16 protein-coding genes are annotated in these 14,226 nt (G+C 37.1%); 10 read left to right on the forward strand and 6 right to left on the reverse strand.

The features are described from left to right. From A0J48_RS07160 to A0J48_RS07185, 6 genes are all read left to right on the forward strand, one after another. Window positions 1-182, forward strand: a 182-nt coding sequence (locus A0J48_RS07160) for a hypothetical protein (protein WP_200321671.1), incomplete at its 5' end; no start/stop codon positions are given. Then, on the forward strand, window positions 179-1,027 hold the full coding sequence (locus A0J48_RS07165) for a hypothetical protein (protein ID WP_200321673.1): 849 nt from the start codon (window positions 179-181) through the stop codon (window positions 1,025-1,027). The genes A0J48_RS07160 and A0J48_RS07165, both read left to right, overlap by 4 nt. Window positions 1,028-1,144: 117 nt before the next feature. Beyond that, a complete protein-coding gene (locus A0J48_RS07170) occupies window positions 1,145-1,732 on the forward strand; it encodes a hypothetical protein (protein WP_200321675.1) in 588 nt (195 codons plus the stop codon). Between the two features lie 5 nt (window positions 1,733-1,737). Then, entirely contained in the window at window positions 1,738-2,004 is a 267-nt protein-coding gene (locus A0J48_RS07175; protein WP_200321677.1) for a hypothetical protein, read from the forward strand. Beyond that, window positions 2,001-2,462 (forward strand): hypothetical protein, encoded by a 462-nt coding sequence (locus A0J48_RS07180; protein WP_200321679.1) that lies wholly within the window; start codon window positions 2,001-2,003, stop codon window positions 2,460-2,462. Before A0J48_RS07175 ends, A0J48_RS07180 begins: the two co-directional genes overlap by 4 nt. 23 nt (window positions 2,463-2,485) lie before the next feature. After that, window positions 2,486-2,692 carry a hypothetical protein gene (locus tag A0J48_RS07185; protein WP_200321681.1) on the forward strand — a complete coding sequence of 69 codons (207 nt, stop codon included), beginning with the start codon at window positions 2,486-2,488 and terminating at the stop codon, window positions 2,690-2,692. A gap of 100 nt (window positions 2,693-2,792) precedes the next feature. Here A0J48_RS07185 and recN read toward each other — a convergent pair whose 3' ends face one another. The 6 genes from recN to A0J48_RS07215 all read right to left on the reverse strand — a co-directional run bounded on the left by recN (window position 2,793) and on the right by A0J48_RS07215 (window position 10,120). Continuing rightward, window positions 2,793-4,517: a DNA repair protein RecN gene (gene recN, locus A0J48_RS07190; protein WP_200321683.1), complete on the reverse strand. Its 1,725-nt coding sequence runs from the start codon at window positions 4,515-4,517 to the stop codon at window positions 2,793-2,795. Window positions 4,518-4,713: 196 nt separating this feature from the next. After that, window positions 4,714-4,914, reverse strand: a complete 201-nt coding sequence (locus tag A0J48_RS07195) for a DUF2283 domain-containing protein (RefSeq protein WP_200321685.1) — start codon at window positions 4,912-4,914, stop codon at window positions 4,714-4,716. Beyond that, window positions 4,911-5,171 carry a DUF4258 domain-containing protein gene (locus A0J48_RS07200; protein ID WP_200321687.1) on the reverse strand — a complete coding sequence of 87 codons (261 nt, stop codon included), beginning with the start codon at window positions 5,169-5,171 and terminating at the stop codon, window positions 4,911-4,913. The genes A0J48_RS07195 and A0J48_RS07200 overlap by 4 nt, the downstream gene beginning before the upstream one ends. 278 nt (window positions 5,172-5,449) lie before the next feature. Further along, window positions 5,450-7,303, reverse strand: a complete 1,854-nt coding sequence (locus A0J48_RS07205) for an alkaline phosphatase family protein (protein ID WP_200321689.1) — start codon at window positions 7,301-7,303, stop codon at window positions 5,450-5,452. Between the two features lie 324 nt (window positions 7,304-7,627). Next, the gene (gene acsF, locus A0J48_RS07210) at window positions 7,628-8,704 is read right to left on the reverse strand and encodes a magnesium-protoporphyrin IX monomethyl ester (oxidative) cyclase (RefSeq protein WP_200321691.1); all 1,077 of its coding nucleotides are present in this window, start codon (window positions 8,702-8,704) and stop codon (window positions 7,628-7,630) included. A gap of 129 nt (window positions 8,705-8,833) precedes the next feature. After that, window positions 8,834-10,120 carry a thioredoxin domain-containing protein gene (locus tag A0J48_RS07215; RefSeq protein WP_200321693.1) on the reverse strand — a complete coding sequence of 429 codons (1,287 nt, stop codon included), beginning with the start codon at window positions 10,118-10,120 and terminating at the stop codon, window positions 8,834-8,836. 469 nt (window positions 10,121-10,589) lie between these two features. Here A0J48_RS07215 and A0J48_RS07220 point away from each other — a divergent pair, with 469 nt between their 5' ends. From A0J48_RS07220 to A0J48_RS07235, 4 genes are all read left to right on the forward strand, one after another. Then, window positions 10,590-11,264, forward strand: a complete 675-nt coding sequence (locus tag A0J48_RS07220; protein WP_200321695.1) for a biliverdin-producing heme oxygenase — start codon at window positions 10,590-10,592, stop codon at window positions 11,262-11,264. A 217-nt stretch (window positions 11,265-11,481) separates the two neighbouring features. After that, window positions 11,482-12,864 carry an oxygen-independent coproporphyrinogen III oxidase gene (gene hemN, locus A0J48_RS07225; protein ID WP_200321697.1) on the forward strand — a complete coding sequence of 461 codons (1,383 nt, stop codon included), beginning with the start codon at window positions 11,482-11,484 and terminating at the stop codon, window positions 12,862-12,864. Window positions 12,865-13,128: 264 nt separating this feature from the next. Then, a complete protein-coding gene (locus A0J48_RS07230; protein ID WP_200321775.1) occupies window positions 13,129-13,401 on the forward strand; it encodes a GlsB/YeaQ/YmgE family stress response membrane protein in 273 nt (90 codons plus the stop codon). Window positions 13,402-13,456: 55 nt separating this feature from the next. Next, window positions 13,457-14,149 (forward strand): manganese catalase family protein, encoded by a 693-nt coding sequence (locus tag A0J48_RS07235; RefSeq protein WP_200321699.1) that lies wholly within the window; start codon window positions 13,457-13,459, stop codon window positions 14,147-14,149. The last annotated feature ends 77 nt before the right edge of the window (window positions 14,150-14,226 follow it).

The following is a 14,226-nucleotide window of genomic DNA, read 5'->3' on the forward strand; positions in this document are numbered from 1 at the left end:
AATTAACTAATGCTTCTACTGAATTTGTGAAGGCGGTTAAAGAGGATGGTAAGCCAGAGAATAAGGCTACTCCTATTCCTGAGCCTGATGAAGTGAAAGCTAAGGAAACACAGGGTAAAGCCGATTCTCAACCCGTACCATTTGAGTTTTCAGATTTGTTTGACGGGGAGGATCTAGAATGACATTACCGGATGGGTTTAGCCCGTTTGAACATCTCCAACAAACATACAAAACAGAGTTTAATCGCAGGGTAGATAGATATTTTAGGGATGTTTCTGGAAATGGTGATTTAAATTCGCCACGTGCATCTTTAAAATTAGCTTGTCGAATTGATGATAATGATAATGACGCGATGATGAATATGCGTCATAACTTGTTTTTCAATGTAATGGGTTATGGTAGAAAGAATTTAGCTGTTGTCTATGGTGATAAGTTTGATACGGCTCCACCTGTTGCTGGACATCCTCAATTGTTTATTCATTTCTCTCAAGACGCATCGGCACAACCAACAGATGAGCCATTAATTGAGCATGAAAAAAGTTGTCGATTGATGAAATTTTCATGTTCTACCGATGGTGTGCAACCAGCTATTACCAATAATGATATGGTGGCGATTGCGAATGAAATTAAAACTTTATTTTTGGATAATAAAAAAGGAATTACATATACTACGGGGAATATGTCAGCGAGTTACACTGACCCTGAAAATGGCTTTCCTAGAGGTAATTATTTGCTGGTTAACTCTAAGGCTGATGCAGTAAGTATTTATTCTAAGATGTGTAACGCAATTGATGTGACTTATCGGGGTGATAGTCACATTGTGGTAAATGACCCAGACAAGGCGAGTACAACATCAACCACATCTGGCACTACTACAATACTTGGTAAATCACGCAGAAACAGAAGATACAGACCCGTAGCAGTTCTACGATTCAGATATGCTTACATTTCATTGGGAAACTTGATCAACCCAATTTTTTTGATAGATACCACACTGAGAAATCAGAGTTTAGTTGAGTGGCTGTGAAATCGTGTCCAAACTTTGATTAGAAAATTTGGTGAAAACCTAATAGGTTTCACCAGAAAAGTTGATGGAAAAATATGGTTTATGGTGGGTTGAGAAATTATCCACAAGATACAGGTTATGAGTTTTAGAGAATTAGAACGATATGAATCACAAAAGGCTGCTTATGATAATTACAAAGCATGGAAGGCATTAAGCCCTGATGCAAAACAGGCTCTTTATGATGCTATTCCGAACATTGCCACTAGTCGTGCTAAACCAGTTTTGGTCGGTGGGTTTGTAATTCCGTTCAACGCCACCGGCACCATTGTTACATATATTGAAACCACAAAAATCTTGAGTGCAACTCAAGGTACTGCCGTTGGGTCAGATGTCGCCAGTGCCTTGCGGACTGCACTATCTGGGCAGTATTTCGCAACGGCAACCGGGACTACTCCAGTAATATTAACCAATCCCAGATACAAATTCGCTAAACTTTCTTTTACGAATCGTGAGTCATTTGTAGACAGAGTTTCCAGAATTACGAAAAGAAAATACAAGAAACCGTCAAGTGATACCGTTTCCATGCCCTTTGGGGGGAAAACCATGACTGACGATTACGACACTGCGGTTAACGACATCAAAACCAAGGCGAACGGTGCTAATGCCTGGAAAAATAGTAGTACCGCCACTGTTAAGAAATCCTACAAATTTACTCCGGAGGGCTAAACCTTGTGAGTGAGATTGCCCAAAGAGAAGGTTATATCTGGGTCCCGGATGACGATATTGATTTGTTGTCGGTTGATATTGATGTTGATGCCAGCGATGAAGAGTTTCAGAACATGATGGGCATCAACAAGGCTGGGAGACAGTGGCTGAATAGTGACATTTCTCTACGGGATTATTGCGACAAGCTGCAATTCTTCGACATCCCTAACCCCTATGAATTAGTAGGGGAATTTTTAAACCACACTGAGTTGATTATGAGGGCTGGACTTTGAGGCAATTGGAGTTAAATAACCCTGTCAATTTTTCGTTGGCTTACACCGTCTCTATTCCTCCAACTTGTTTTACTACCGATGATGGAGAGGAAATTTGCGCTAGACTCACAAGACTTATTGTACCTATAGTTTTTGATAGTCAGGTAATATCAGTTGCTGTTAGTACCTCTGTTCCTGCGGGCGCTATTTGGGAGTTCGCAGGTACACTAAGCAAAATTATAGTTACGTCCCTGGGTGATTCTCTCTCGGAGGAGAAAAAACCCTTGTTTCTGGGTGAGAGAAATTTGATTTGTTTTGATGAGGTGAAAAGTGATTACAAAGTAACCATCCAGCCACCGAAATGGTTTAAGGATATCACCATTGGTATTTATCAATACGATGGTCCGGATATCAATACTTTGGATGTTGACCTTGACAGAATCGAAACCAAGATTGACGAAATTCTCGCTCAGATTTAACGCTTTCAACTTTTCCAGAAATTATGAACAATGAGCGAATAGCGATATTAATCACCCTGACTTGCATTGCTGCACAATCAGGGCTTTACCTCCTTACGGGTGGTTTTGCAGCCGGGACTAAACTTCACCAGATAGAGTCTGAGGTGAAGTTAATCAGGCAGGAAGTTGTGGCAGCTAACAAAATTCAAGATTTTAGATTGGACAGGTTAGAAGCTGCTGCTGTTAAATAGTGCGATCGCTCTAATTTCGGGTTGGGGATTCTACATACAAATTTCATAAATCCTGAACATTACATTGATAGTAAGTAACTAATAGTATCAGGGTTGCTGTTTACCCTTCCTGTTGACGATGATTAGTTGCGTGTCGCAACAATGACTCAGCAAACGCGATCGCTTCGTTACCTGATTTACCACCTGCTAACTGTGCTAATTCTTCCCGACGGGTACTTAAATTATCCAAATTAGTAACTCTTACAACAGTACGTTCTTCAGTGTTACCATTTTTATTAATTACTTGTTTATCCACCCGGAAATGTCTATCTGCCATTGCTGCTACTAAAGGCTGATGAGTCACACATAATACCTGTTGATTTTGACTCAGTTGGTGTAATTTTTCCGCAATAGCTTGGGCAACTCTTCCAGATACACCGACATCAATTTCATCAAATACCATTGTTTCCGCACCATCTTCTTGATTAAAACAAGCTTTTAATGCCAATAAAAATCTGCTCATTTCCCCACCAGAAGCAATTTCTGTTAACGGTTGTATGGGTTCACCAGGGTTAGGACTAAACATAAAGGTAATTTTATCTGCACCCATTGCTGTTGGTGAACTAGGCGCAATTTCCACTTGAAATTTTACCTTTTCCATTGCCAAAGGTTTGAGTTCAGCCAACAAGCGAGATTCTAAATTAGCCGCAGTTTGACGACGCAGTTGGGTTAATTTTTGACTAAGTTGGTTGAGATATTGTAAACAAACTTGTTCTTGTTGTTCTAAAGTTTCAATTGATTGTTCGCTGTTATTTAGTTCTGCTAATTCTATCTGAATGCGTTCATAATAAGCTATCGCTTCTGTCAGAGTTGGTCCATATTTGCGACAAATTTGTTTTAATTCCCGAATCCGTTCTTCTACTTCCTCTAACCGCTGTGGATCAGCTTCTAAACTTTCTCCATAAATGCTAATTTGTCTGCCCACTTCCATCACTGTGGCGACTGCATCGCGCACTAATTCTAAAATAGGTTGGAGTTGAGAGTCAAACTCGACAATATGATTTAAGATTGATTCACTATCTCCTAATAAATCAGCCGCCGTAGGAGTTTCATCTTCATTTTGATACAAAGCTTGATAAACTTTATAACTCATTTGTTGCAAATCAACAACATGATTGAGGCGTTCCCTTTCCTGGGTTAATTGTTCCATTTCTTGCGGATCATCGAGATTCGCGGCACTCAATTCTTGAACTTGATAGGTGAGTAAATCGAGTTGTTGTAAACGTTCTCTTTCCGAAGTGCGGCGTTTTTCCAAAGTTTGGTGTGCTTGTTGATATGCACTATAAGCAACAGCCACTTTTTGCCGTTGTTGAATTAAAGCATCACCACCATATAAATCTAACCAATCTCTGACTTGGGCAGATTGTCCCACTTGTACCGTTTGACCTTGGGCGGTAATTTCCACCAAGTGATCCCGCAAACTTCCCATAATTTGCCGATTTACTAACACTCCATTTACTCGCGATCTACTGCGGATATTACTGATAGTAACGGCAATTTCTCGACTAATAACTACAGCATTATCATCAATTAAATCAATTTCTTGTTCACTCAACCAAGCAGCCAAAAAAGGATTGACACTGAAAGTTCCTTCTACCAAAGCGCGACTAGTGCCGGTGCGAATCACACGACTAGAGACTTTCCCACCCAAAACCGCATCAATCGCATCTAGAATAATCGACTTTCCCGCGCCTGTTTCCCCTGTCAACACATTCAACCCAGCGCCAAAATCCAATTCCAGTTGGTCGATGAGGGCAAAATTCTCAATTCTGAGGCACAGCAACATCAGGCCAAAATCTCCGTGAGGGCAAATGCCGGATACTTTTCAATTTTATCTCTATCCAGCTGGTAATGTATAGATGGTTATTGTTTGGGCTAGGGATTAGGTAATAAATTTTACTAAGGCTTGTCTGATAGCGTAGCGTGGCGTAAGGCATATCAGGATTTACAGGATTTTAGGATGAACAGGATTGAGAATTTACCTAAGAATTACTAACAGAATACTCTACTGAACAAGGATTATCCATACGTTTAGAAGCATCTAGTATTTCAATTCCGATCATATTCCCAAATTCGTCATAATCTAAAATGATTCCTGGTTTTTCTTCATCACTTTCTTCAACTTGCACATCACTGAATATGATTCTTAAAACATCAACTTCTGCATTGTATGTTATTTTCATACTTCTCTCCAGTATTTCTCAATTTTGCTAGTACGGTAAACAGTAACCACAACTTTGGGGTCAACATCATCTGCAACAATAACACGCAGTAAGAAAAGTTTACCATTGCCAAAATCAATTTTCGATTGATATACTTTTCTTCCTTCTCTTTCTAGTATTATTTGTTGAGGATTTTCCAAAACATATTCAACTAAGGAAACAGAAATCTGTCGTCTTTCCATTTCTGTTTGTGCATGGCGAGAAATCTGGTATTTCATTTCATATAGGACTCATATTTGATTTTTGAAAAAAACTCCGTATACCTAAATTCTCTGAAACCCTTTTGCCTCTTGCATGAGTGCCTCTTGCCTGCCTACATAGATAATTTCAGATATCAAACCAGATTCCTATATCTATATTAATGTTATAACAGGGTCTTTTTGATTAAAGGATGAACATGATTTAATATCTAGGTTAGATTTTTGAAATCTTCCTCAAATCAATTATAACCACATCCTGTTCATCCTAAAATCCTGTAAATCCGTGATTAAGGCAATTACAACCCCAAAGTCCTCCCAGGAAATCCCGCAACATCAAAATAGCGAGTATTACCCACAGTCTGATATTTCAAAACCGTTTTTAACCCATTTTCAGCCGGCGCAGATTCCAAAACGTGAGACTGAAAATTTACCTTTTTCACACCACCACGTAAAGCCTCATTTAACACCCTTCCCACCAGCTTACCCTGAGTAGGAACTTTTAAATTTAATACCTTTGCCAAAGTTACAGCCACATCTGCATTACTTACAGGTGCTTTATCAACATATTGCTTTTTAAAGTCGGGTCCGATCGCAGTCATGTTATTAAAAGTATCCGCACGACTAAAACTTCCATGCATTCCCTGTCCTTGTTGTAAAGTAGTATCAGCCACAACTACACCGCAAGCTGTTGGTACTCCACAACCCGTATCAAAAGAACGGAAATTCACTACAATTGTAGGTGTAGGAGTTCGCGCTGTTCCCTGCAATTTCACCGCACTCATAGGTAATGTACCAGCAATATTTCCCAAAGCATCATTGACAAACAAACCACTCACATAATCTTGTTTAAGTAGGGAATTAACAATCTTTTTGGCGTAATTTTTTTGATTTTTAGGATTTGGTAAATTTGGTAAATAAATTAAATCAGAACCACCATTACCAGCAATAACTATATCTGGATTTTGCGGGTCTTTACCTAAAATACTATTTTTAGAAAATTGCCTCTGGGTCGGTTTAACCAGTGCATTTTCTTGATCTGGGTTAAATAAAGAAAGTTCTAAATCATGACCTAAATCTATTCCTAAAAAACCAGGAGGTAAAAACCCTGTCGGTACATTTTCATAACTGAGACTTGCCGCATAACTGGTTTGACTTTCTTTACTAATTGTGGAAAAACCATGATCCGCAGTGACAAAAATATTGGTGGTTTTTTCTAAACCTAATTTTTTGAGAGTTGCGCGAATCTGAGCTAAATTATTATCAACATTTCGTCTTGCTGCTTGAACAGTAGCACCATTGATACCAGGAACAAGCTGATTCAAACTATCACCATGATTGTGTTGTGTTCCATCGGGATCACGTGACCAATAAACCAAGACAAAAGGTTTTTTTCGTTGTTTGAAAAGCGGTAAAATTACCTTAGTTGTCACATCAGCAAAATATTTTTGTTGTTCAATATTCGCTACCTTCGTACCCGGAGTTTTACTATCACCAGATTTGCCATTTTCTCCCCGTGATGGAGTGACTAAAGGTAAAGAATTTTTAGTGAATAATTTACTAACTTCTGAACTCAAAGTAATTCCGCTAGATGTCCCGGTAGCATCATCAATAATGATAGTCGGTTCACCTTGTTCTTGAGTTACATCTTGAATTAAAACTGGGCCTAATTTACCCACAGCCGCAGTGCTAAAACCGGATTTTTTCGCTACAGCTAAAAGACTGACTTCATTCAGAAAATTATTACCGAATTGTTGGTTAACTTCTTTGAGAACTGCGTCATTTTCCAAAAACGGCACTAAACTATTTTTAGCACTTTTAACTGGGTCTTTAACTTTAATAGTATTGCTAAAATCTCCCGTATCACCGAGATAATGACCTGTAGCAATAGCAGAAGCATTAGCTGTGGTAAAAGTAGGAAACAGAGAATGACTGTTAACAAAATTCACACCCTGTTCTCGAATTGACTGTAAAGTGGGAGTATCAGTAGAATTAACAGTCATCGGTCGCAAACCATCAGTGACGAAAATGACTGCATTGTGTGGTTGAGGTTGTCCAGCAAACACCTGAAACCCTGCAAAAACAGCAATTAAACAAACCAATAAACCAACTAATAAAATCAGCCAGCGATAAGCCTGTATTAAAATCCTCATAACCTTGTGGATTTTTAGGACATGAAGATTTTACAGCTTATAGCATTAAATTACACATAAATTTATGTAAAGAAGCGGAATAATAACATCTCAAACTTCTCAAAGCAGCCAGAGAGATGATGACAATTGACAATTACCTCTCCCTAGAAGTAAGAGACTTAGGAAATAGGAACTTTTTTATTTTTTTCTCCTTGAAAGGAGAGGTTTTAAACCTTGAATTAAACAATTATCAATTATCAATTATCAATTATCAATTGATAAGGATTTACGCGAGATTAAAAATTCAGAATAATTCACACTATCAAAAATACAACCCAACTAAAATTAACAAACAGTCTGACGAGTTTTTTCTGTGTCGATAGGTTTAATTAGGTAAAGTTTCAACATATACCAGACGATATTTTTAATCAATGGTATTTTTTGGAAGAACTTCACAATTCCCAATTTTTTGCTGTTATTGAGTTCAATCAATTTCTGATTATTGATTGCACATTGTTCCAAATTCCAGAAGAAATAGGGATGACTTGTATCCAGAATAACTGGAAAAGCCCTAGCTGCGGTTTTGTTGGTTTCGGTAACTACCTGAGTATTGTATTTACGGGGATGAATTCCTAATATTTCATAGAAAGTTGACCGTTCAAACACAGTCATTGTATGGGTTACAAACACAGTTAATAAGAAGAATCGCACCCATAAACGTGCTTTCCAATTATTCCATAATTGGGGTTGAGAACGTAACAAAGCCTTGAAGAAATCCCCGTGTCTATTTTCATCCTGACACCAGCTTTCAAACTTTCTAAATAAAGGATAAAACTGGAATTCTGGATTTTCTGCCATGTGGCGATATACTAAAATATAACGCCAGTAGCCAATTTTCTCCGAGAGGTAAACTGTGTAAATTACCCACTCTGGAGGAAAGAAAGTATAAGTACGATTTTTGGTGAGATAACTTAAGTCCAGGGAAAGATTAAAATCTGCCATTGACTTATTCAAAAAACCCGCATGACGGGCTTCATCCCGCGCTAGATATTCAAATGCTTCTGACAACAATGGGTTACTATCTTTGATACGACGGGATAACTCTTTAAAAAGTAAAAATCCAGAAAATTCAGAAGTGCAAGACCGTTCTAAAAAGTCAATAAAAGCCAGCCTTTTTTCACCCTGAATGTGATCCCAAGATTGTTTAAATTCATCATCACGAACAAAGTGATGGCGGTTATAATCAGCCTTGAGTTCATCAACTACAGCCCTAATTTCCGCTTCATAAGCAGAAATATCCATTTTCGCCACAGCATCGAAGTCTGTGGTATAAAAACGGGGTGTTAATAATGTTTCTTGAACAGGCGCTTTGACACCTGGTTTCAACAACTCAACTGGGGGAGTTTCCAAAGACTTGACCATGATACTCCTTTGACTATTTTATGCTTGTAAATTTATCTAAGCATGAATAGTTATTAGTAGTCATCAGTTAAATTATTGAAAATAAATTGTACAAAATCACGTGATTAGTTTTAGCAATTGCCTGAAATTTTATCGGCTTCTTGAGGTTGAATTCTCAACAATTCCACCATTATCAATTGCACTATAAGTATCATTATTCACTAAACCCAGCCAAGGATCAGAACTAGGAGTTAGAAACAGTTCAGCATAAACTTTTTCATTAAATTTATTCACCTCAGATGTTGCATTTCCTTGTAAAAACCATTGATGAATTTGTCTATGAAATAGATATTCATTTCTGACTGTATCTAAAGCCATGACTGTTTCAAAATTGCTAATTACTCTGGATAAATTATTTCTGTCTGTTGTATTTGGTAATTGTTTAGCATGAATTAAAGCAATGCTATTGCCATCAAGTTTAGCATCAGCCTGATATAATTGAGCTAATCTATTCCAAGTTGGTTGGTCAATAATTGCTAAAGGATTAGGTGTATTATCTAAAGTTTCTGGTTGAATAGCATTGATAATTGGTGTTTCTACACGCGCCTTAGAAACTGCCAGAGAACCTGCAACTCTCGCGCTAGGAGGTGAAGTAGAATTATTAACGGATGTTACTAACTCAGGTGGAGATTGAATACCCAATTTTGATAAATCTTCTCTCCATTGATTCTGAATATTATCAAGACGACGCAGATGATATTGTTGTAATAAATTTGCGTATTCTGTACCGCTACGTTTATTCAAATCAGTTGCTATGACCTCTGCTTGTTTAAGTTGTTTTAGAAAAGCCTTTGGTCCATAAAGTCCGGGAATAGCATCAATCGGACGACCAGAACTATCTAAAATGTAATGAATACTATTACCTGTAATTGTTCTTTCTAATTTGCGTCCATCACCAAAATCAATAGTTACTTTGGGAACAGGTCGTACTGTTTGCCAGTGTAAAATAAAGTTGTCTCTTAATAACTGAGAAATTTCCGCGTTTGGATATAATGCGACTCTAAAAAATCTGCTGTTAGCACAACTGAGGTCTGTATCTAATCTACCTAACAACCGTAAAGAAAGAATGGGTTTACCACTAATTTTTGCCGCAGCTTTAGCTTGTTCTAAATCAGTGTACCAATACAATTTAGAAGCATAACAATCTCTTTGTTGACATAATTGGTCTAAAGCTGTTTTGATTTGTGGTGATGTTAAATCGTTAATATGAGATTTGAGAAAAGTTTGTAATCCTGTTGTACCTTGTTGACGTAATCTTGTCGCTTCTTGAGTTAGTTTAGATGTTTTTGCTGCGGTATCTTGGGTGTAACCAGGTTGGGAAAAGATGCAACTGGCTAGAATGAAAACAAAGGTAAGTTTTAAATTCGTAAATTTCATAGTTTTAATAGTGATTGAATTTACTGTTTTAATTATGGCAATTAAATTTTGATATATCTACTTACTCATTTTTATTTTTGCAGCTGTTGGGTTTTGACAGATGTATTCATGATGGTATCCTTTTTTATTTGATTATAATCGAAAACCCTTAATAATTCAAAATTTAATCATAAAAATCGTGATATCCTGTAAATCCTGATTCAGACATTTTTTATATAGAGTAATTGTACTCACGAAAGTCTAAAGAAATATGAATATCTTTATATTAATAAGAAGATTAATAGTTAAATATTTTGTAAGAGATAAAAATAGCCATGAATCTATATCGGCATTGGTGCTTGCTGGATAGATTGGTGCAGAACACCACATCTCTACAATAGCAATTTTCTGGCTGTGGTATCGACGGCGAACTGATAAACAAGTCGATGACTATTGAGCAAATTTGCGCGTGAACATGAAGGAAGCAACAATGAGTAATAATTTAGCCATCAAACTGCGTTCTGGTACTCAACAAGCTCATACAGACGCTGAAAATGTCGGTTTTATGAAATGTTTTGTCAAAGGAGTTGTTGATAGAGAATGCTTTAGTAAATTTTTGAGTAACCTGTATTTTGTTTACAGTGAACTAGAAGCAGCAATTGAGAAGCATAAACAACATCCTGTAATTAGTGTCATGTATTTTCCTGAACTAAATCGCCAAGCATCTCTAGAAAAAGATATGCTATTTTACTATGGTAATCTATGGCGACACTTCATTAAACCATCAGCAGCTACTCAAAATTACATTGCCCGTATTCACCAACTATCTACCCATGAACCTGCTTTGTTATTAGGTCATACCTATACTCGTTATATGGGTGATCTTTCTGGTGGACAAATGCTACAAAAAATTGCTCAGTCAGCCTTAAAACTATCTGGATATGAAGGAACTGAGTTTTACAACTTCGAGCAAATTCCTGATAAACAAGCATTCAAAAACAAGTATCGTCAAGCATTAGATACCGTACCCGTTGATGATACTAGTGCTGACAAAATTGTTGCGGAAGCTAATTATGCTTTCTCCTTGAATATGGAGATAATTAAAGAATTAGAACCTATTTTAATTCAAGCTTTAGGTCGAGCTACATATAACGACCTAGTTTGATATAGTATTTTTAATCAACACCGGGTTTCTTCAGGTAAGTCCTAGCTAGTTCGTTTCAGTATTGGCATCTGAAACATACAAATATATTGGCACTTTGTAATAAAAAATTGCCAATCTTACAACAATCAATTGGGAAAAATAAGCATCATTATTCCCATCAAAAATCCCAAATTCCTACAATCACTAGCAGTAAATTAAAAGTCACTCGGAGGTTTTAATGGTCTTTCTATTACCTGGTGTAAAATTTGATCTGGACCTGATTAAAAAGTATGACACCCGCGCACCCAGATACACCAGTTACCCACCCGCTACAGAGTTAAGTGAAACATTCACCGCCCAAGACTTTGAAAGATCCATCATTACCTCAAATCAACGTCAAACACCTCTCTCTTTGTATTTCCACATTCCTTTTTGTCAGACTGCTTGTTATTTCTGTGGCTGTAATACGGTAATTTCTAATAACAAGAATATTGCCAAACCTTATCTACAAAATTTGGTACAAGAAATTCACAACACCACAGAATTGATTGATACAAGCAGAAAAGTGCTTCAAGTGCATTGGGGTGGAGGTACACCGAATTATTTAGATATGCACCAAGTGGAATTTTTGTGGAATAAAATTAATCGTTATTTCACTATTGATTCACAAGCAGAAGTCTCGATTGAAATTAACCCCCGTTACATCAATAAAGAATACATTCGATTTCTGAGAGATATTGGCTTCAATCGTATAAGTTTTGGTATCCAAGACTTTAACCCAGAAGTGCAAGAAGCAGTAAACCGTATCCAACCAGAAAAAATGCTGTTTGATGCAATGGATTGGATTAAGGATGCTAATTTTGCTAGTATCAATGTAGACTTAATTTATGGTTTACCCTACCAAACTCTGCATACTTTTCAGGAAACGGTCAAAAAGACTATCGCTTTAGATCCTGACCGAATTGTGGTGTTTAATTTTGCCTATGTACCTTGGATGAAACCTGTGCAGAAAAGAATTTCTGAAAATACATTACCCAGCGCACAGGAAAAGTTAGATATTCTCAAAATGACTATTGAGGAGTTAACAAGTAACAAGTATCTGTTTATTGGGATGGATCATTTTTCTAAACATGATGATGAATTAGCGATCGCTCAACGCAATGGTACTTTAAAACGTAACTTCCAAGGTTATACCACCCACGCAGAAACAGAACTTTTTGGCTTCGGTGCTACATCTATTAGTATGCTAGAAGATGCCTATGCCCAAAACCATAAAGGATTAAAGGACTATTATCAAGCTATTTCAGCAGGTGTTATTCCCACCAGTAAAGGCATTAAATTAACCCCAGATGACATCATCAGACGGGATGTAATTATGTCCATTATGTCTCACTTTCAGCTACATAAGTCAGACATTGAACGTAAATATCACATCAATTTTGATGGATATTTTTCTCAGGAACTAGAAGAGTTAAAACCCCTAGAAAATGATGGACTTGTAAATTTATTAGCCGACGAAATCCAAATCACTGATACTGGTAGATTGCTGGTGCGAAACATTGCTGTTAATTTCGATACCCATAGCAGAACTAGAGCAACAAAATTCTCTCGTGCAATTTAAATATGGTGATTGGTAATGGGTGATTGGTAATTGGGAATTGGTAATTGGGAATTGGTAAAACCAATCCTCTTTCCTTTATGAAAAACCCGGACATATCCCCGAATTCTTGAAGAAGTCGGGGTTATTTTTAAGCATATATTTTGCAAATAAATATCAATTATTTCCACCTTTTGATGGACATGAATCTATCATTTGATAGAAATAACAACTTTTGATCATAGATAAAATTGATACGAACTAAATTTTAGAGGTCAATCAGCAATGATTAATATTATTGCTTGGGTAATTTTAGGACTATTAGCTGGTGCGATCGCCAAAGCTCTTTATCCAGGTTATCAAGGCGGCGGTATTCTCTCAACAATAATTTTGGGTATTGTTGGTGCTTTTATCGGTGGAACTTTGTTTACGATATTCCGCACAGGTACTCTACAATTTGCGACTGCTACTTTAAGTATTCCTGGAGTTGTGGTAGCAATCATTGGCTCTGTCATAGCAATTTATTTATGGGCGCTATTCCAACGAAGTAGCAGAGCTTAAATCGATCATAAGTCTTGAATTTTGAATTTTGAATTTTGAATCTTTAATTAATTGTATGTTTTTTCACAAAAAAGAACCAATTCATTTTGTCCAAGTTGATGAATCTAACCCACGTTTTGCTCAATTACTCCTAGAGCAATTTGGTGGTGCAACAGGAGAACTAACAGCAGCTTTGCAATATTGGGTGCAATCTTTTCATGTCGAAAATCCAGGCATTCGGGATATGCTCCAAGATATTGCCATTGAAGAATTCGGTCATTTAGAAATGGTTGCTAAACTCATTGAAGCTCATACCAAAAATACCGACCAAACCGAAGCTTACAAAAGCACTCTTTTCGCACTTCGTGGCATTGGTCCCCATTTTCTTGATAGTCAAGGTCATGCTTGGACTGCAAATTACCTGAATGAAGGTGGTGATGTTGTCCGTGATTTACGTGCTAATATTGGCGCAGAAGCTGGCGCTCGTCAAACCTACGAGGAGTTAATCAAATTAGCAACAGATCAGGGAACTAAAAATACTTTAGTTCATCTTTTAACAAGAGAAATTTCTCATACCCAAATGTTTATGAAAGCTCTAGATTCTTTGGGTAAGTTAACTGATCCTTTATTTGGTAATGTTCAACCAGATGAAACTGTCTCTCTGTATTACAACTTATCAACAAATGGGACTGACCAAGAACAGCGTGGCCCTTGGAACTCCGAACCCACATTTAATTACGTTGCCAATCCTTTAGAATCTCGAACTTGATAAGAGGCAGATTGTAATTAAGCCGCAGTTTTGCATTACTTAGGGTGGATTTTTCCACCCCTATTTAAATTTATTAA

Origin of the sequence: Sphaerospermopsis aphanizomenoides BCCUSP55 (assembly GCF_001586785.1) — a bacterium.
Lineage (GTDB): Bacteria > Cyanobacteriota > Cyanobacteriia > Cyanobacteriales > Nostocaceae > Sphaerospermopsis_A > Sphaerospermopsis_A aphanizomenoides_A.